This window comes from Photorhabdus aegyptia (assembly GCF_000612035.1).
GTDB classification, from domain to species: domain Bacteria; phylum Pseudomonadota; class Gammaproteobacteria; order Enterobacterales; family Enterobacteriaceae; genus Photorhabdus; species Photorhabdus akhurstii.
Genome location: NZ_JFGV01000066.1, coordinates 1 through 19,520 on the forward strand (window position 1 = coordinate 1; position 19,520 = coordinate 19,520).

Sequence of the window (19,520 nt, forward strand, 5' to 3'; positions counted from 1 at the left end):
GGCGAAGGGCCGCTGGCATTATTAAAACTGCGCGGATTTAAATTGCCGAAAAATATCTTTGCGGTAAAACCGGGTAGTCACAGGACAATATCAGCGGTAAATGACGATGATTTGATAGAGGAATAATGCATACGATTGGTGATAAATCAGGGAATAGCGTAACCGTTAACTGTTTTTGTTAACAGAATAGCTGTCAGGATAAATATCAATACAGATATTCCGATGAAGATGTTTGGCTATCTTATTATTCGTATGGCATGAATGAGAATTATTCTTCTTTATAGTGATGGGATAATTGAGATTAAAAAAGGAGTGATGAGATTGAAACAGCGATAATCTATTGGATAACATGAAAATAGTAATTATTATCATAGTGACCTGATTATAACAACATATTCAGGTCGCCTTCTAAAGTGATCCCAATAATTTTCCTGCCGAGAGTGACGGGGAGTAATCTAAGATCGAAAGATAATATATAGCAGCTATTGAAAGTAATAAACATTTGCCCAATACTATGAAATATGGAAACGGCAATGATGGAGGTGGCGATATGTTAGAAGTTCGTGTAGCAAGACTTGAATCTGATGTTGAGCATATTAAAACTACTATGAGCGATATGAAGGCTGATCTGAAAGCAGTCACCAGTGATGTTAGTACAATAAAGACCGACATTGCTGTTATCATGCAAAAATTAGACATAATCGGTAACACTTTGTCTAAGAAACTCAGTGAAGAGCAGCCTGGCACCAGATTAGTGAAGACAGAGAATAGATTTGATACCAAATTTACAGAAGTAGAGAGCAAATCTGATTCCAGATTTAAAGAGATGGATAACAAACTCGATAGTGCCATATCTCGAATTGAATCATCTATTGAAGAAAGTTCCCTGTCTTTTGATGGAAAATTAAAGGGTATGCAATTAAGCATTATTCTTTGGATACTTGGCTTGTCGTTTCTGGCTTTCGCGCTCTACCGCGCTTATCTTCTACTCTAAAATCATACATCAACCCGTCGAACAGCCCTCGCGGGTTTTTCATTTCTACGCTGCGTAACTGCGGTTTTTTTATTGTGAGGTCACTCATTGGTTAAGTTAACAAAGCAAGAAATAAAGCAGATCAGTGCCCAGTATATCAGTTGTGATGCTTCAAATAATTTTCCATCCGAAGTTTCCTATTTAATGAAAAAGCATCAAGTCTCCAGGAGCGCGATACGCATTGATGCACGTCATCCTTGCGGGGAAGATTGCATCTTTATAAAAAAAGACGGAGTGGAGTTTTGGGGCGGTTACATTGATGATCAGTTTTATGAAGAAATGAACTCATAACTTGTTCTATATGGGGTTTTTTATGGAGTTTTTGTATGCCAGTATCAATAGAATCAAGAACCGGCGATTTATCCAAGGTGTTGTTAGTGACAGCAAATCACTTTTATTACAGCTTCGAATTGCGGTACCCGGAATAATGCATGCTATTGGGGATAAATGAAGAAATAGCATAATCGTTAACTGTTTTCGTTAATAAAATACTCAGTAAGGAAGGAATACTGCTATGGAGTAAATGAGGTTTAAAAAGGAGTGATGAGATGAGGTTGAATCGGATATAATTTATTGAATAAAGTGAAAATAGGAATTTTTCTAGACTCGGCTGACTTTGAAATTGCTACCGATGCAGATAAAGCTGTTTTACTCGAATGGAAAAAATACAGAGTATTGCTTACTCGTGTAGATGTGAATCAAGCGCCTGATGTGGAATGGCCGGAAGTGCCGAAAACTGCGAGCAAGATCACTACATTTACACAGTCTCAGTAAAATACTTATTCATTGAATTTGTTACACTATTCCCTATTTAATGAAAAATCAAGGGAGTTAATATATGAGATTTGGGAAGGGTTTGGTATTTATTTTATCAAGTTTATTGTACTCTTTTTCCGCAAATGCTGATATTTCGGAATATACAGAGAGAATTGAATGCAATAATAGTCATAATTCCTTTACTATCAGGAAGCTCAAACATTCTAGCGATATATATGGTTTAGTGTGTTATCAGTTGAAAGATATAACTTCCTGGGCTACTGATGATGGAATGAAAATTACAACATATGTTATCCCGGATACTAAAAAATTAGTCGCTATATTTACACTGGAAGAGGATAAGCCAAAAAATAGTGAGCCTAAAAGTAGCATTAGAGTAATTTATGTTGACGAAGGTGGAGCTATCGTTAAAAAAGATATTATCACACAGCGTTATACAAAAGACCCTAGAATGACTTTATCTAATATGAAAATTATAGATTATGAACACTACAGCAAAACTGTCTATTTTGAAGTTCCTGCCTGGGATGAAAATAATGCTATATATGCTTTTTCTATCCCGCCTGATAATAATTACGATAATGTGCGTGAGAAATATATTACAGATGGAAGTTTGACGTTTATAAATGTAACTAATTTTTCACACAATAATAACCACGGCAATGACATAGTTGTTAAAAGAGGAGTTATCAAAGAGGATGGAGAGCTTTCTTACGGTGAATATTGGGTTTCGTCAAAAGGCAAAACTATTTGTGAATTGGATACAGATTTAGAAGGCTGGAAAATTTATATGCTATGTAAAAATTAGTGTCTGGTGGGGTAAACATGGTTGATAGCTCCATAATAGGGCTTTCTGGTTACCTTGACAATTTATTTTGGGAGCTAGTACTTTTCCTCTGTAATAGCTCCTTTATCTTTCAGTTTTGCGGGCTTATCTAACTGAATTGTTAGCTTTGAAGCATGAATAAATTGAGTAGGAGAATAATTAGCCCGATTTGTTTTATTTATCTCATTTTCTAATTTTGGAGGTTAATATATGAATCCCTCATAAATAGAGGATATGGGAAGAGATGGGAATAATAAGAAGAAAATAGTTTAAAGATGTTAGATATGTATCTATGAATATATTTTCCATCCAAAAACATTGAATGAATAATTATTGCCAATTATACAAAAATAGTTAATGTCATAAGCAATAAGAATACTGCATTATTATTTTTCTGAACTAGACTTTGATTAGTCCGAATTACAGGAGATTATTTTTACAATAATTCAAGATGTTGATTATAAAATAACATTATTTAATTCCAGGGGGGTATATGAGTTACAAAAATGATTTTAAGGCTTTTTCTATTAGTAATAATGCAAATGTCGTGAGTCAGAGATTATATGAAGAAAGTAAGGATTTACTGACTGGATTTCCACCAAATGATGTCCCATCTCACTTATTAAATAAGGTATTACGTCAATCATCATCCATATCATCTGTTTTGGCTGATTTCATCTCGACACAATCTGGCGAGGATGTTCTTGATGATGGGGATATAGCTAAACTCACCGCACAATTAAATAGAGCTTTAGAACGAAAAACCATAACGAAAATTCCCGATGCTTCATTAACACAAAAGGGTGTTGTCCAGCTCACAAATGTGATTGGCAATAGCGATACATTGGCGGTTACACAAAAGCTTGCTCAGGAAATAGTAAATTCATTGCGTGAAGATATTAATAGTAGTAAAGCTAATGATATACCCGTAGGTACTCCTATTCCTTGGCCGACTGCTATACCGCCGACTGGGTGGTTTCAATGTAATGGAGCGGTCTTTGATAAATCGAAATTTCCGAAGTTAGCCGAAGCCTACCCTGACGGTAAATTACCTGATTTAAGAGGCGAGTTTATTCGTGGCTGGGATGATAGACGTGGTGTTGATGTGGGGCGTGGGGTGTTGTCGTGGCAGGGTGACGCCATTAGAAATATCACAGCATCAGTAACAGGACGTACAGTAAATGTGTCAGGAAGAATATTTTCAGGCAAGGTATCTGGAGCATTTTCAACATCAGGTGAATACGGTGAATACAGTGCAGGGGATAGCCGGTCAATGAGTGCAGTAGGTGCACGTGATCGACTTGCAGAGTTATCGTTTGATGCATCTCGTACTGTGCCGACTGCGAATGAAAATCGACCCCGCAACGTTGCATTTAATTACATAGTGAGAGCAGCATAATGAGTCATAATATTTTCTTATCAAAGCGGCCCATAAATTGCTGAAATGAGCCGCAAATAAAAATCACCATTATCTCTTAGCCAGAAAGGGGGCTGTATATAGGATAGTTGATATCCAGATGATTGCAGTGATAAACATGACAATCATCCTGGTGAAACGCCAATAAAATGGTTTTGGAGGTGTAGCGGTGGGAATAGGTAATTTGGTATTTTGAGGCTGACGATTATCTTGTTCGTTATCTTGAAATGGCAGGATAAAACGATAACCTTGTCGGTACACTGTGTGTATGGCTTCATCTAGATCACAATAGCGTAATGTTCGGCGTAACTTACAGATTAATTGCAGTAAATTGGTTTCTGCCACGCCATTTTTGCGTTCAGGCCAAACCAGAGGGATCAGTTGTTCTCGGTTTAACGTATTCCCTTGGGAGGCATGTTCCCACAGTGCAAGTAACAGGCGTTTCTCTTTTTCCGTAATGGTAAATATATTTTTACCATGGATTATTTTGTTTGAGTCACAGTCTAAATAAACATCTCTAGTTATTTTCAACATAACGCATTCTCTGCCTCTGTTTAGTGTTTGTCTATTCGCTATAGCCAGGAGGGCTCAATTAGGCTTATGCCTGTTAGAACTTATATAGTTTTCCCATGAGTAATGCAAGAAAATAAATAATTTAAAATCTTTTATTTTATTTTGTCACATGAGTTATTTTTCTGTTTTTTATTAATAAATAAAAATAATGATAATTAATTATTAGTTTTATTTATGTTGTGATAATAATGGCTATATTATCGATGAAGTGCTGGAGGATTTAGAAATATAGATAAAATATTTTTAGGTGTTATTTGTGGTTTATAAGTTCCTTTTATAAAAATTAATGAATAGGTATCCACGAACAATAATGTTGTTAATTGAGGGTTATTTTCCTATCCAATTGAATTAACAAATAAAAAATCGATAAAAATAATTATTTTTTATTTTTAACTTCTATTTAGCCAGTGTTTGAGTGATTACTGTTCACTGTGTTTAGTCAGGTCGCCTCATTGCCTTGAGTGAGGGTTTGGATATTAAAGCAGGCGAATACACAAGTCAGGCATTAGGCATGATACCTAAGGGCGGTAGCGTACCTAAAATGAATGATTGTGTGTTCTAACCCGGTTATGAATTTAACTCTTAAGGAAATAACAATGTCTACAACTGCCGATCAAATTGCTGTTCAATACCCCATTCCAACTTACCGTTTTGTCGTGACTGTTGGTGATGAGCAAATGTCTTTTCAAAATGTATCGGGATTAGATATTAGCTATGACACCATTGAATATCGTGATGGCATTGGTAATTGGTTACAAATGCCCGGTCAGCGCCAAAGACCAACCATTACCTTGAAACGCGGTATTTTTAAAGGGCAATCTAAATTGTACGATTGGATTAATTCTATTTCGCTTAATCAGATAGAGAAGAAAGATATTTCTATTAGCCTCACTGATGAAACAGGTTCAAATTTGCTGATTACTTGGAATATTGCTAATGCTTTCCCAGAAAAATTAACCGCGCCCAGCTTTGATGCGACCAGTAATGAAGTTGCGGTGCAGGAAATAAGTTTGAAAGCCGATCGGGTGACTGTTGAATTCCATTAATACACTGTTTGGCGTCAGGAATAGCCTGGCATGTCAATCCAGTGCTTTTTAGAGGCGAATATTATGACAATTGATACATCTTATCCGGGTGTCTATATTAAGGAAGATTCTTCATTGGCACTCTCTGTCCGTTCCAGTGCAACGGCGGTACCCGTTTTTGCAGTTGCAAATGATAATAAATTTTTATCCGCAGATTATATCCGTATCAGTAGTTGGCTGGACTATTTGACACGAAAAGGTGGGCAATTTGATCCTGATGATAAGCTTGATGTTTCACTACGTGCCTATTTTATTAATGGCGGTGGATATTGTTATCTTATTAAAACCGAAGAGTTAGTAAACCAAGTTCCGAAGCTGGATGATGTTACATTGCTGGTTGCTGCCGGAGAGAATATTACTACTGCTGTAGATACACTTTGCCAACCGGGCAAAGGATTAAAAGGATTATTTGCCATTTTTGATTTTGATGTCCCAGACACTCAAATAACTTTGGACCAAAAACCCGATGAAGTACTTAAGACTTATACCGCCACCGCCTATGGTGCAGTTTATTATCCTTGGTTGACCGCTGAGTGGGGAGAAAAAGATAAAGAAGGGAAAAGAGCTAGCGTTAATATTCCACCCAGCGCAGTAATGGCCGGTATCTATGCCAGTGTCGATAATAGTCGGGGTGTTTGGAAAGCACCGGCTAACGTCCCTATTCAAGGAGGATTACAACCTAAATATCCGGTGACTGATGACCTGCAAGGACAATATAACAAAGATAACGCTAAAGCGTTGAATATGATTCGTACCTTTCCTAAAAGCGGTACATTGGTGTGGGGGGCTCGTACGCTTGAGGGCAGTGATAACTGGTGTTATATCCCGGTTCGCCGTCTGTTTAATAGCGCAGAACGAGATATTAAAAATGCCATGAGTTTTGCGGTCTTTGAACCTAATAGCCAACCAACTTGGGAAGTTGTGCGCCGAGCGATTGATAATTATCTCTATTCCCTTTGGCAACAAGGCGGATTGGTGGGCAATAAAGCTGAACAAGCTTATTTTGTCCAAATCGGTAAAGGCATCACCATGACTGATGACGATATTAAGCAGGGAAAAATGATCGTTAAAATCGGTATGGCCGCTGTTCGTCCAGCCGAATTTATTATCTTGCAGTTTACACAGAATATGAACCAATAGAAGGGAAGGAATATGGCCACACAAACTTCTACTCCTGGCGTCTATATTGAAGAAGATGCCTCACCGGCGCTTTCTGTTAGTCAAGGAAGCACAGCAATCCCGGTTTTTATTGGGTGTTTCTTACCGAAAAAAACGAGTACGGTGCCAAAAATAATACGTGTTAGTAGCTGGCTGGATTTCATTAACCAGTTTCATGTGGGTTGTGTTACGTCAATAGCCATCAAATCAACTCCTCCGTCTACCGCCGCTAAAAAAACTAAAAAAGTTGAAGGTGATATATCGGTTAAAAACAATGACAATGGAGAGGCTAGTAGCGATACAACAAATGAAAACGAAAATGAAAAAAACGAAAGTGAAAACGAAAACGGAAAAAAAACCGATTACACTTACGAGGTGACAGTTAATTACACAATAAGCAGTGATGCCTTAAAACTTTATTTTCAAAATGGCGGTGGGCCTTGTTATATTCTGCCGATTGCTAAGTCGGAAGATACTAAAACTCTGGCCTTAATCCCTGAGTTAATTAAGCAGGCTTTAGAAATTACTTTAATCGTCTGCCCTGAACAAGATTCTGATTACCAGAGCAGAATATATAACAGTCTGACATCTTCATTATTGGATGAGGGCTATTTCCTTATCGCTGACAATCAAGATAAAACATCTGCCATCAATGCTAATGTTCCGTCGCAAACTGCAACGTATTATCCTGCGGTAAAAGTTTCGCAGCTTATGCAAACGGAAGAGAGCTTTGTCGTTGTTTCTGGTTATGAGGATGCAAATACAAAATCAGATAAAATAAAAAATCTGGCGCAACTCAAAGAGAAAAACCCGGATGTCTATCAACAAGCTATTGATGCAATACAGAACATAAGCAAAATGATTCCTGCCAGTGCAGTCATGGCCGGTATCTATTGTGCCACTGATGCCAACCGTGGCGTTTGGAAAGCACCGGCTAACATTGTGCTGAATGGGATTAGTGATGTGAATGAACGGCTCACTGACGATGATCAAAAAGAGATGAATCCGAAAGGCATTAATGCCATCCGTTATTTCAGCAACAAAGGTTTTGTTGTCTGGGGCGCACGTACCCTGAAAAAAGATGATGACAACTGGTGTTACATTCCGGTACGGCGTCTATTTAATGCAGCGGAACGGGATATCAAACAGGCAATGCGAATTGCCGTCTTTGAACCCAATAGTCAACCGACTTGGGAGCGAGTACGGTCAGCCATTGACAATTATCTCCATCAACTTTGGCAACAAGGGGCGCTGGTCGGTAGTAACCCCCAAGAAGCCTATTTTGTCCAAATTGGTCAAGGTGTCACTATGTCTGACGACGACATTACACATGGAAGAATGATCGTCAAGGTTGGCATGGCGGCAGTCCGTCCGGCTGAATTTATTATCCTGAAATTTTCGCAAAAAGTAGCACAGTAACCGTACTGGGGCGCGGTTTGCCGCGCCTGTCCTGTAGAGGAAACGATAATGGAAATAAAACAGCCGGGCGTGACAATCGCGGAGAAGCTGATATCCCAGACGCCAGATGATGCATTTATGGGTATACCGGTTTTTATTGGTTATATTCCAAAAATTTCGGCCAGTAAAACCCGTTCGGGTAGTAAAACCATAGTTAAATTAAACAGCCTGACCGACTTTACCCTAAAATTTCATGAGTCAGGATTAATGTACTATTCATTAATGTACTACTCTGTGCGCCACTTTTTTGAAAATGGCGGTCAACAAGCCTATGTATTGCCGCTGGCCCCTGATGAACCATTGAATGACTTTCAATCATTGGTCACTGCACTGCAACAGGATTGGCTTAAACAGGCTATTGCCGCAGAGAGTGCTATCACACTGATTGTTGTCCCTGATATTGTCCGCTTTAATCAGATGGGGGAGCCCGGCGCCGAGATAGATCTTTGGCTACAGTTTTGGCAGTCAGTACTCGACCTTTGCAAGAGTCGGCGAGGCATCATGGGATTGCTGGATGCCCCGGATGATCCGGTACTGGCCGCTACATGTTTAGAGCAGTTTTCCTCAGGCGATCGGCAATGGGGCGCGGTATATTGGCCGGGACTGAAAACCACATATCAAGAAAATGGTCAACATATCATCCTTTCGCCTACCGCGGCGGTGGCCGCGGTTATCCAAAGTAATGATAATCAGCAAGGTATCTGGACCGCTCCAGCTAATGTAGCTTTAGCTAAGGTGGTCAGCCCAATACGCTCTTTTATTGAAGCTGATGCGCTTTTTAATCAGAATGGCACTTCGTTGAATCTGGTTCGCAGCTTCCCCGGTAAAGGAATTAAAGTCTGGGGATGTCGAACTCTGGACAACCTCTCCGGCTCTCCCTGGCGCTATATCCAAACTCGCCGCTTGGTCTCCTATATCGAAGCGCATATCGCCCGATTAGGCCGAGCTTTTGTTTTCGAACCCAACAACGCCATCACTTGGATGAAACTTAAGGGCCAAACCTACAACTGGTTGCATCAATTATGGTTAAAAGGTGGGCTGCTAGGTACCCACGAAGAACAGGCATTTGACATATTACTCGGCGTTGACGAATCAATGAGTGAAGAGGATCTGCGAGCCGGGAAAATGATCATGAAAATTAAATTGGCTCTACTCATTCCGGCGGAATTTATTGAACTGAGTTTGACGTTTGATACACGTACCGGGATAACGAGATTAAATTAAACAGGGGCAAAATATGCACAATCTATACACCCCGTCAGTGTCACATCGTTTTATCGCCAGTTTTCTGTTTAACAACATTCCCAGTCCGCTTGATATTGCCTTTCAGCGCATATCGGGACTTAGCCGTGAACTGCAAACCACGCAACATAGTCAGGGTGGGGAAAATGCCAGAAACGTTTGGCTGGCCGAGAAGATCCAGCACGGTAGTTTGGTATTGGAGCGTGGTGTTATGACGGTTACACCGCTTACTCTGATATTTGATCGTGTCTTGCGTGGAGAAAAAGCGGTTTATGCTGATGTGGTCATTATGTTGCTGAATGAAAATTTTTTACCGGTGGCAAGCTGGACAGTGAGTAACGCGTTACCGGTTCGTTGGTCTACCGGTGACTTTGATGCCAATAGCAATGCCGTTTTGGTCAATTCCCTGGAGTTACGTTATCAGGATATGCGCTGGTTAGGAGTGAAAGCATGACTGTAGAAATTAAAGAATTGATTATTCAGGCTAAAGTCACCGATTCTACGAGTGATTTATCATCTCCGCGAACATTAGCCCAAGAAGCCTTGGATGACGCTCTCCTGATTGAAAGGATTAAACGGGAGGTGTTAGAGGCATTACGTGAAACAGGGGGCCAGTATGAGCTTAATTGAACGCAGCCTATCTAAACTCACTCTGACCGCTTTTAAAGATCGGGAAGGTAAAATCTTGGTGGGCAGTTTACCGGTGATGTATAACCCTGATGCGATCCAGTTCAATTATCAAGCCAATTATAAAAACGATGAAAGCATTACCCATATTCACCAAAGTAACCACCATGTGTCGTCTCAGCCTGCGGGCCTGTCATTAGATCTACTGTTTGATGCATCGATGCCCGGCAACAGTACGCCGATAGAAACCCAACTGTCGACGCTGAAAACCCTTTGCGCCGTTGATGCCGGTACCAAAGTCCCGCATTTTCTTAAAATCAAATGGGGCAAAATGCGTTGGGAAAATAAAGGTTATTTTGCCTGCCGGGCCAGTGGTCTCAATATTCATTACACCTTGTTTGACCGGGACGCCATGCCATTACGGGCAATGGCTACCTTATCGCTGGTGGCGGATGAGAGCTTTGTTATTCAGTCCACTGAGCAGCAGTTAAAATCGCCACCGGCTACTGCGGTTAGCGTAACCGATATGCTCTCTCTACCATTGATTGCACTGGGCGCGGGTGCGGCTCTGGCGGGGGGTATCGATTATCTTTCGCTGGCTTGGCAAAACGATCTGGATAATCTTGATGATTTCACGCCGGGACAAACGCTGCAAGCACGGAGGGAAGCATGAAGATACCCACGCTCGCGATTAAGATAGGCGGCAAAACGCTCAATCAGTTTATGGTTATCAGTTTGTCAGTCAATTACCCTATCAATGGCATTCCTTCGGCTAACGTCACTTTGGCTATTATTGGTGATACTAGTCATATTTTTGATGCTAAGGCGCAGGCAGAGTTGGCAAATTGTCGCCCGAATCATGAAATTATTGTGCAGATGCAAACAAATGTGTTGTTTAAAGGGATCATTGTTCAGCAGACATTGAAGATTAAAGGTCAGGACAGTTTAATGATTCTGACAGCAAAGCATCCACTGCAAAAATTAACCCATAGTTTCCACTCTCAACTATTCAATAAGCAGAGTGATGAGGCGATTATCAAGAAGCTATTCAGCCAGGCCGGTGTGTCTGTCACGATAAAACAAGCGCCTCAACTTAAAACGGTACATGAGCAAATGGTGCAGTTTCGTTGCAATGATTGGACATTCTTAAAGAGCCGACTGAGTGCTACCAATATCTGGCTGATCCCCGGCCATGATGTTATTACGTTGGTAACACCGGAATCACTTAATCGGTCAACCGTGCACACCATTCGTCAGCGCGGCGATATTCGGGACATTGTGCTGTTTGAAGCGAATCTGCAATGGGATAATCAGCGCAGCCCCAAAGCGGTAAGTGTACAGTCTTGGGACATTAACCAGCAAAAGTTGTCTCAGGCAGTTCAGGCGAAGCATAGTGGGTTTGGCGGCGGTCAACTTGCTACCGACACGCTGAAACCGTTGACCGATCAAGAGTGGCAATGGGTTTTCAGCAGCCCATTGGATAATGAACAAACTAAGCAGTTTACTCAGAGCATCATGGGCAACCGACGTAGCCGTAATATATCCGGCAGTTTTGAGGTTGCAGGCAATTATCGCTATCAACCGGGTGATATTTTGGCATTAACTGGCTTCGGGCAGGGAATGGATGGTCAGGCGATTATCACCGGCGTCAGCCAGATCATCAACCAGCGGCAAGGTTGGCGCACCCGGTTAACGTTAGGCATGCAATCAGATGTAGAACAGGTTGTACCTCAGGTTAAAGAGCTGCATATCGGGATCGTAGAAAAATACCAACAGGATAGCCAATCGCTAGGTCGTATTCCGGTCAAAATACCAGCTTTAAACTTAACCAATGGCACGCTGTTTGCCCGCTTAGGTAAACCTTACGCCAGTCATGACAGTGGATTCTGCTTCTACCCGGAACCGGGGGATGAGGTGATTATCGGTTTCTTTGAATGTGATCCTCGTTTTCCGGTGATATTAGGTGCCATGCATAACCCTAAAAATAGATCACCGTTAGAACCCAGTGAAAAGAATTTGGTGAAAACATTAGTGATTAAACAGGGAGAGAATCAGCAAGCATTAATATTCGATAATAAAGATAATACGCTCGCATTTAATAGTGGAAAAAATACCTTATCTTTGCAACAGGATAAAGATATCACCATTAATTCCGCTAAAAATCTCATTACTCAGGCGCAGGAAATTAATATTCAAGCCGAAAAATCCCTATCAGCCGCTGGAAAATCTGGGGTTGATATTAAAGGGGCGAAAATTAATTTAACACAATAATAGGTTAAATAAGATGGCAGATAAAATATTAGCCGATATTTATGGTCGGGGCTGGACATTTCCGCCACAGTTTTCTTCTCAGACGGGAATCATCATGGCGGAAGGAGCAGAACATGTTCGCCAGAGTATGAAAGTTCTTTTTCTGACGGAACCTGGCGAGCGGATTATGCGTGAAGATTACGGTTGTGGCCTAAATGATTATATGTTTGAAAATATCAGTGATGAGCTGATGGCTCATATTCAAACGCGTATTGAAGAGCGAGTATTACGTTATGAACCCCGCGCAGAAATTACTGAAATTCAGGTGAATCAAAAAATAAATTTGCCTAATACCCTGCATATACAGGTGAGCTATGCCCTGAGAGGTAGCGACATTAGCCAGCAAATTGAAGGTATTCTTGAAATTGGCGAAGGAGAAGTGATTTTATGAGTAAACAACTGGTGGTTGATGGCGACACTTTGCTATTCGAACCCTTGTTCGGTAACCGGCAGGTCACCATTCTGGGGCCGGCAATCATCCGGGGCAGCGGTCATGCCAAAATCCAAGGTAAAAAGATTGTGATGATGGGTGATGAAAAAAAGGTCCAATTTCAGGCGCAATATATTACCCCTAGCCATCCGGTACCCGGGATGGGCATGGTTACCATTGCTCAATTGGATACTAGCCAGCAGGTAAGCTTTTGTCGTAGCCCTGTCACGGTAATTGTTGTCGGGCAGCAATTTATTGCCCGTTTTACCCCAACACAGCCAGCGAGTAATCCGTCAGGCGTGTTAGATATAACCGCACCCAGTATGGGAAAAGGCCGTTTTATTGCCGGTCAATACGCTGTCAGTGCCGGATAAATAATGCTTTAATTTATTTTTAAATAATAACGATCTCCTGAAAACATATTAAAGTTATATGCAAATAACGGGTGGTATAAATATGGGACAGACCGGATTAAATAATAAACTTACCGCTATTGTATCTGAGACGGATTTTAAACTGGATGAAAGAAGCACATTAGATATTTTAAACTGGCTTAAAGAATACGCCGAAAAAATCCCTTTTGGTCAAGAAAAAGAGCAGTTTTGGAGTAGCTTCTATTTTATTCAGGAAAACACGCCGCAGCAATTAGCCAATATTTACCAAGAGGCGAATAGAGCAAATGGTACTTTACCCGCTCATCAGGCTTTTTTACTGGCTTTTTTAAAACTCTTAGAAACGACGAAAATATTATTCAATACTTTTCCGGCACGTCATCGTGATCTTTATTACCGGGAATTATTGGGTTTAAAACCGAGAAATGCTGAAGCGGATCGGGTGACAATAGGTATTACCTTGAATTCTGATCGTGTTGAATATCTTATTCCGAAAGGAACTCTCTTTGATGCCGGACATGATAGCGCTGGCAATCCATTACAATATGTATCCGAGTTGAATATATTGGCAAACCAAGGGGAATTGACTGACCTGTGTTGGTATCGAAAAGAGGGGAATAGCTGGAAATCGGCAATACCGCTGAATCTTGCAGATAACATTGAATTTCCTGAAAACGGTATTCGGCTTTTTAGTCCAACGCCTGATGATGTTTCGGTTCTGTCGGGTTACTTAATTACTTCGCTTTTATTTGCGATGCCGGCAGGAGAGCGCACGATTGAAGTCACATTAGACGGCGAGTGGCAGGGGGATTCTAATCAAATCACCGCTCAGATTAGCTCGGGAGATCGCTGGCTTTTTCTATCAGTAGAAAAAGAAAATGTTAACCTTAAACTCAGCTTATCAGCTAATGATGACCCCATTAGCCCGCCTAATGCTTTAGACAATATGACGTTTGACGTACCGGTACTAAAACTGAGCGCCAAACAGGAACCGATGTTGCCGAAGATTAAAGACATCGAGATCAACATCAACATTAACGACAACCGCAATGTGTACTATGCCTCTGATGGAGGTATTGAACAAACGAATGCGACTAGTTTTCCCTTTGGTCAATCACCGTTATTAGGCTCCGGTTTTAATCTGATTGCCCCTGAATGGTATGGTACTGAAAACGCAACAGTGACGATTACTCCTCAATGGGTTGGCTTGCCTACCATAAGTTTTAAAGAGTGGTATAAAGGTTATAGTCCTGATCCCGATAATAGTGCATTTAAAGTACAGGGTTACTTAGTCACGCCTCAAAAAAGAGAAAAGCTTAATGAAGTGCAATCATTATTCAGTGGAGCTAAGGAACCACAAGGACAAAGCTTAAAATTCACCTTGCCGACAATGCATTACCCTGTTGTAGACAGCTTAAATCCCAACGACTGGCCTGCGTCGGTGCGTATAGAATTGGCCGGGCAGGATTTTATGCACACCCAATACTGGAAAGATCCCAAAGATAAAAATTTACCCTATATCCCACAAATCAGTGCATTGCAGATTCAATTCAGCGCTAAAGTTAAATCTAAGCAATTTACTGTTTACCCCCTGACGCCTTTTGGCCGGGGCGAGGCAACAGCAGAAATGCCGACATTGACTCATGATGCATTCTATTTAGGCTTTACGGGGATACTACCGGGGCAAACTTTATCTCTCTATTGGCAACTAGAAGGTATTAAGAAGCTCACTTTATCCTGGTTTTATCTCAACAAGGGCAATACGTGGAGTAAGTTAGATAAATTAGTTGACGATCAAACTCATAATTTGTTCGACCAGGGTATCTGGCGCACCTTATTGCCACAGGATGCTTCAAATCAGGCCGCTCTGATGCCGACAGGGCGGTACTGGTTAAAAGCAGAGATAATTGGAAAGACAGATCCTCAAGATTACCCACGCATTAAAGGCTTGCTGTATAACGCCACCATCGCCACATTAGCCAACGCAGAAACTGTTGAACAGGAGCATTTTATTAATGGATTGGCTGCTGACAGCATAAAACAGCCGGTAACCACGATTGCCGCAATCAACAGCGTCACGCAACCTTGGGCTTCCTGGAATGGTCGCCCCCGAGAAACGGAGCAAGCCTTCTTAAAACGAATCCCTGTCCGCTTGTCCCATCGTAACCGAGTACTGAGTTGGGGAAACATGGTTACATTACTAAAAGATCATTTTGTCAGCCTATTTGATGTCAGATACCATTCAGGCAGCCAATTAACCACCATTCCGGCGCCGGAAAAACAACAACTGATAGTTATCCCGGATAATCGTTACAAGGATAACGATGATGCATTACGCCCAACACTAAACCCGGCGCGATTGAAAGAGATGATCTCATGGCTAAGTCAGTTAAGTAGCCCTTGGACAGTCATTGAAATCAACAATCCTACTTATATTGACGTTAGTGTGAGTTATCAAGTGACCTTTATTTCAGACGTTAATTCTGACTACGGCCATCACCAATTACAGCAACAATTAAGTCGAATATATATGCCGTGGGCGGAGAATCCTGTTATCGGCGTAACAACCGGTAACTGCATTGACTACTATCAGTTATTAGCCACTATCCAACAATCCCCACTGGTAGAACGAGTCACTAATTTAAGCCTAACCACAGCTAACCAAACTAAGGGGGCCGTGGGTGAAAGTATCGAAGCTAACGATAATGAAGTACTGATTTTAGTTTGGACAGATAAGCGTCTTTCAAGCCAAGGAGTTGATAATGAATAATCAGGATGCTCTATTTCCTATCATTAAAGACGATATTGCCTTTGATACCTTACTTGCTCAGGCCAAGGCTATTATTGAGCGATATTCGGGTCAATATTGGAGTGATATGAGTGAAAATGATCCCGGTATCACCTTATTAGAAGCCTATTGTTATAGCGCGTCTGATTTAGCTTATCGTCACTCATTACCACTGAAAGATCTGCTTACGCCCACCCCAGAGGAACAGACCGCAGGAGAGGGTATTTTCCCGCAGGAGTTTGGCCCGCAACAGATGCTGACTTGTGGGCCTATTACTGCGGAAGATTATCGCCGGGTATTATTGGACTTGCACAGCAGCGATCCGATGAATGATACCAAGGAGGGTTACTTTTTATTTAATGATGCACGGCTGGTATGCGAACCTAAAGATCAACGCTATACATACTGGTATAGCAAAAAGAAACGTGAATACAGTTTTATGCAAATCCCAGATTCAGAGAGTGAACAGTTAACATTAAGAGGAAATTATTGGCTTTATTTGCTGCCTGGTCGGGAAACTCAGGCCGATAATAAGTTGGCTCAAGAGAAACTTAATGCTTTCCTGAAAGATAATCGTAATTTGGGAGAATGGGTGAGTAAAATTATCTGGCTACAACCCGTTGATTTACCATTGAAGATCGATATTCAGCTTGATGATGATGTTAAAGATATCGCTGACATATTCGCCCAAATTTATATGACAGCGGAACAAACGATAATTGAAAAACCGCTACGTTATACCACCCAAGCAATGAAAGAGATGGGTTACAGTAATGAAGAAATTTTTGATGGGCCTTATTTGCATCACGGTTGGATGCCTCAATTACCGCCCATCAGAGATTACAACGGCGCTATGGTATTAAACTTAAGCCATTTGGTTAACCAATTATTGGCGATTAAAGGTGTTCAAGGTGTAACCCGGTTGGAACTAGATAAGGAGAAATATGATGCTAGTATTATTTCTCCGCTATCGGGTGATAATTGGTCTTGGAAAATTATTAAAGAACATTATTATCCCAGATTATGGGGCGAAGATCCTTTAGCATTGATGGCTTCATCAGACAGCCCATTGACTATTATCGCCAAAGGTGGTGTGAAAGTTACAGTTTCTAGGGAAGATATAGAGAAAAAGCTCATCACAGAACCGTTGATTAATACGAAACCAGAATTATTGAACTGGGGTAAACATCGTAAAGTGCGGGATTATTACCCGGCAAGCAATAAATTACCCGCTTGTTATGGATTGCAGACTAATAAACATACCTTACAACAACTACAGTTACACCAATTTATGCTGCCTTTTGAACAACTGTTAGCTAATGGCTGTGCTGAACTTGCCTTATTGCCAAAACTATTGGCGTTTAAACAACGGGGAAATAGGGTATATGGTGTACAATGGCCTTTTAAGGCGAATACGGTCAGCCATAGAGTTCATCAACAGATCATTCCTGACTTAATTGCAAAACTAAGCCGCGATTCACAAATCGATATTGGTAATGATATTCAGAAGCCAAATTATATAAAAGAGCTGACAATCTTGGATCACCTATTAGGCTATTTTGGTGCTGAACTTGCTGCCAGACCCCTCACTCTTGATTTTCGGGATTTTCTGAACACTCAACGCGGTTATTTAGCCCAACAACCGGAACTGACCTATCAACGTAATAATATTCGGATTGATAAAGTATCAGCATTGCAAAAACGGATTGCTGCTCGATTGGGTTTGGGCGGGGAATGTTTCAGTGATATTCCCAATCTGGCTAATTTGCCTTTCTATTTAATTGAACATCGTCAATTACTGCCGGTAAAACCTGATATCCAATTCGATACTCCGCAAAAGCCCGATTCTTTGGTGGTTGAAGATGAACAGTTAAAAATTACACAAAAAGATACAACAGGCCGGTTATTGCAAGGCCAGGTGATCAATTTAATTATCATTGAAGGTGATAGGGAATTTACATTGCGAGGCCAGATGATCACAGAGGTGTCAGGGGAGATATTTTCCCTTAGCATGCGTAACAGCACGGATCTGAAACATAATTTGGCAAGAGTATTAGTCGCATTTGAACAAGATAAACTGCGCTGGCAAAACAGCCCAATATGGTTGGAAGATATGGATTATCAATTGGTTTATGCCGACGCAGCATACCAAAATAATACGGAAGATGAACGTTGGATCACTTCCAGTGCTCAAAGCCCTTTCCCTGCCATGATTGAAGAAAATGACGAAATCACTCTGAAATATGCCATTACACCTTCCAGGCCATTCAAAAAAGCGTTAACTCATGCAGTTCGTAAAAAAACGCGATCCGAATACGAATTTAAAGCGCACGTAGTTAAATTTGATCGTATCAAAGGCAAGATATTAATTAAACGGAATGAAGATTCACAGGATAATTTTCCACCTGAGGCAGAAGCCTGGCGTTATCGCTGGTATTTCTCCAGCGAAAAATATGCCTTGTCCGATCGTTTTTCATTTGTGGTCAGCGTGGTAGTGAATCATCAATTAATTGAGAATAACAGAGTTGATTCTTACAAACTGGAATCTTGGGTAAAATCGGAGATTCTCGCTGAATTTCCTGCACATATTTCGATGATTATTCATTGGTTATCACCAAAACATTTTGAAGATTTTGCCAATACCTATAAACGCTGGCAAAACAATGATGCTCCTTTAGGGGATGAGGCGTACCATATTCTAGAAACTTTAACTCTGGGAAGATTGCCTTCCGCTGCAACAGGTACTGGCAGTATGCGAATTGCCACGGAAAAGCAGCGTATTGAAGTGATTGGTGAATCAGGCGATCAATGGAGCGAAGAGGTTATAAAAAATAATCAGTTATTATATGTTCCTTATACTAAAAGGGCAGTACGGGTAGATGTTGACCTTATTAAAGAGAATGATAAAGCCATTGCTGTCTCAGAATTTTTATATCAACCCGTGGATAATAAAGGCAAGCTGGTATTTTTAACTGATAACAACCAAATAGGGCCTGAATGTACAGTATTAGAGTCCAATAATGCATGGACAGATTACTACGTTAAAGTGAAAAAGAATAAGAATGGTGTTATTACCGATGAAATATTGCATATTAAAGGAAGAAAAAAAGTAGGAATTAACTTATCATGGAAAGCGATGAATTTATATGACCCTCCAGCAGGCAATAGCTGGTCATTTTATTATGGATTTATATTAGGTGATGATCAGGATCTTTCTGGCGCATTATTTTACACCGAAGAACCACTCATTTTATCACTAAATTACATATCTGATAGTCAAGATATTAAAGGGGAAATACGTGCAAAATTTGGTTTCTATTTTACTTATGATGGAAGATGACTTTAACAACATAAAATAGATGTTTCATCTATTCATACATTATGGTGTTTTTAAAATCTCACTA

18 protein-coding genes are annotated in these 19,520 nt (G+C 40.7%); 17 read left to right on the top strand and 1 reads right to left on the bottom strand.

All coding sequences use genetic code 11. The features are described from left to right. Nucleotides 1–550 precede the first annotated feature (550 nt). The 5 genes from BA1DRAFT_RS21400 to BA1DRAFT_RS17440 all read left to right on the top strand — a co-directional run bounded on the left by BA1DRAFT_RS21400 (nucleotide 551) and on the right by BA1DRAFT_RS17440 (nucleotide 4,035). Nucleotides 551–994, top strand: a complete 444-nt coding sequence (locus BA1DRAFT_RS21400; protein ID WP_051560844.1) for a hypothetical protein — start codon at nucleotides 551–553, stop codon at nucleotides 992–994. An 87-nt stretch (nucleotides 995–1,081) separates the two neighbouring features. Next, complete coding sequence (locus tag BA1DRAFT_RS17425; RefSeq protein ID WP_235201143.1) at nucleotides 1,082–1,324, top strand: hypothetical protein; 243 nt, start codon at nucleotides 1,082–1,084, stop codon at nucleotides 1,322–1,324. A gap of 291 nt (nucleotides 1,325–1,615) precedes the next feature. Continuing rightward, nucleotides 1,616–1,807, top strand: a complete 192-nt coding sequence (locus BA1DRAFT_RS17430; protein WP_338049311.1) for a tail fiber assembly protein — start codon at nucleotides 1,616–1,618, stop codon at nucleotides 1,805–1,807. A 64-nt stretch (nucleotides 1,808–1,871) separates the two neighbouring features. After that, complete coding sequence (locus tag BA1DRAFT_RS17435; protein WP_036781747.1) at nucleotides 1,872–2,618, top strand: hypothetical protein; 747 nt, start codon at nucleotides 1,872–1,874, stop codon at nucleotides 2,616–2,618. 511 nt (nucleotides 2,619–3,129) lie between these two features. Beyond that, a complete protein-coding gene (locus BA1DRAFT_RS17440; protein WP_036781749.1) occupies nucleotides 3,130–4,035 on the top strand; it encodes a phage tail protein in 906 nt (301 codons plus the stop codon). 69 nt (nucleotides 4,036–4,104) lie between these two features. On the opposite strand, the gene BA1DRAFT_RS17445 is transcribed toward BA1DRAFT_RS17440, so the two are convergent. Then, entirely contained in the window at nucleotides 4,105–4,587 is a 483-nt protein-coding gene (locus tag BA1DRAFT_RS17445) for a winged helix-turn-helix domain-containing protein (protein ID WP_235201144.1), read from the bottom strand. Between the two features lie 635 nt (nucleotides 4,588–5,222). Between BA1DRAFT_RS17445 and BA1DRAFT_RS17450 the strand changes: the two genes are divergently transcribed. From BA1DRAFT_RS17450 to BA1DRAFT_RS17505, 12 genes are all read left to right on the top strand, one after another. Further along, the gene (locus BA1DRAFT_RS17450; RefSeq protein ID WP_036781751.1) at nucleotides 5,223–5,672 is read left to right on the top strand and encodes a phage tail protein; all 450 of its coding nucleotides are present in this window, start codon (nucleotides 5,223–5,225) and stop codon (nucleotides 5,670–5,672) included. A gap of 63 nt (nucleotides 5,673–5,735) precedes the next feature. After that, nucleotides 5,736–6,851 (top strand): phage tail sheath family protein, encoded by a 1,116-nt coding sequence (locus tag BA1DRAFT_RS17455; protein WP_036781753.1) that lies wholly within the window; start codon nucleotides 5,736–5,738, stop codon nucleotides 6,849–6,851. A 12-nt stretch (nucleotides 6,852–6,863) separates the two neighbouring features. Then, nucleotides 6,864–8,288, top strand: coding sequence for a phage tail sheath family protein (locus tag BA1DRAFT_RS17460; protein ID WP_036781755.1), 1,425 nt, complete (start codon nucleotides 6,864–6,866; stop codon nucleotides 8,286–8,288). A gap of 48 nt (nucleotides 8,289–8,336) precedes the next feature. Next, a complete protein-coding gene (locus BA1DRAFT_RS17465) occupies nucleotides 8,337–9,551 on the top strand; it encodes a phage tail sheath family protein (RefSeq protein ID WP_036781757.1) in 1,215 nt (404 codons plus the stop codon). Nucleotides 9,552–9,564: 13 nt separating this feature from the next. Next, nucleotides 9,565–10,023, top strand: a complete 459-nt coding sequence (locus BA1DRAFT_RS17470; RefSeq protein ID WP_036781759.1) for a phage tail protein — start codon at nucleotides 9,565–9,567, stop codon at nucleotides 10,021–10,023. Continuing rightward, nucleotides 10,020–10,199: a DUF5908 family protein gene (locus BA1DRAFT_RS17475; RefSeq protein ID WP_036781761.1), complete on the top strand. Its 180-nt coding sequence runs from the start codon at nucleotides 10,020–10,022 to the stop codon at nucleotides 10,197–10,199. The genes BA1DRAFT_RS17470 and BA1DRAFT_RS17475 overlap by 4 nt, the downstream gene beginning before the upstream one ends. Further along, the gene (locus BA1DRAFT_RS17480; protein WP_036781763.1) at nucleotides 10,186–10,869 is read left to right on the top strand and encodes a CIS tube protein; all 684 of its coding nucleotides are present in this window, start codon (nucleotides 10,186–10,188) and stop codon (nucleotides 10,867–10,869) included. The genes BA1DRAFT_RS17475 and BA1DRAFT_RS17480 overlap by 14 nt, the downstream gene beginning before the upstream one ends. After that, nucleotides 10,866–12,467, top strand: coding sequence for a phage baseplate assembly protein V (locus BA1DRAFT_RS17485; protein WP_036781765.1), 1,602 nt, complete (start codon nucleotides 10,866–10,868; stop codon nucleotides 12,465–12,467). Before BA1DRAFT_RS17480 ends, BA1DRAFT_RS17485 begins: the two co-directional genes overlap by 4 nt. Before the next feature lie 13 nt (nucleotides 12,468–12,480). Next, complete coding sequence (locus BA1DRAFT_RS17490; RefSeq protein ID WP_036781767.1) at nucleotides 12,481–12,897, top strand: GPW/gp25 family protein; 417 nt, start codon at nucleotides 12,481–12,483, stop codon at nucleotides 12,895–12,897. Continuing rightward, complete coding sequence (locus tag BA1DRAFT_RS17495; RefSeq protein ID WP_036781769.1) at nucleotides 12,894–13,310, top strand: hypothetical protein; 417 nt, start codon at nucleotides 12,894–12,896, stop codon at nucleotides 13,308–13,310. Before BA1DRAFT_RS17490 ends, BA1DRAFT_RS17495 begins: the two co-directional genes overlap by 4 nt. Before the next feature lie 82 nt (nucleotides 13,311–13,392). Further along, entirely contained in the window at nucleotides 13,393–16,098 is a 2,706-nt protein-coding gene (locus BA1DRAFT_RS17500; RefSeq protein WP_036781771.1) for a hypothetical protein, read from the top strand. Continuing rightward, nucleotides 16,091–19,456 carry a hypothetical protein gene (locus BA1DRAFT_RS17505; protein ID WP_036781773.1) on the top strand — a complete coding sequence of 1,122 codons (3,366 nt, stop codon included), beginning with the start codon at nucleotides 16,091–16,093 and terminating at the stop codon, nucleotides 19,454–19,456. Before BA1DRAFT_RS17500 ends, BA1DRAFT_RS17505 begins: the two co-directional genes overlap by 8 nt. Nucleotides 19,457–19,520 lie beyond the last annotated feature (64 nt).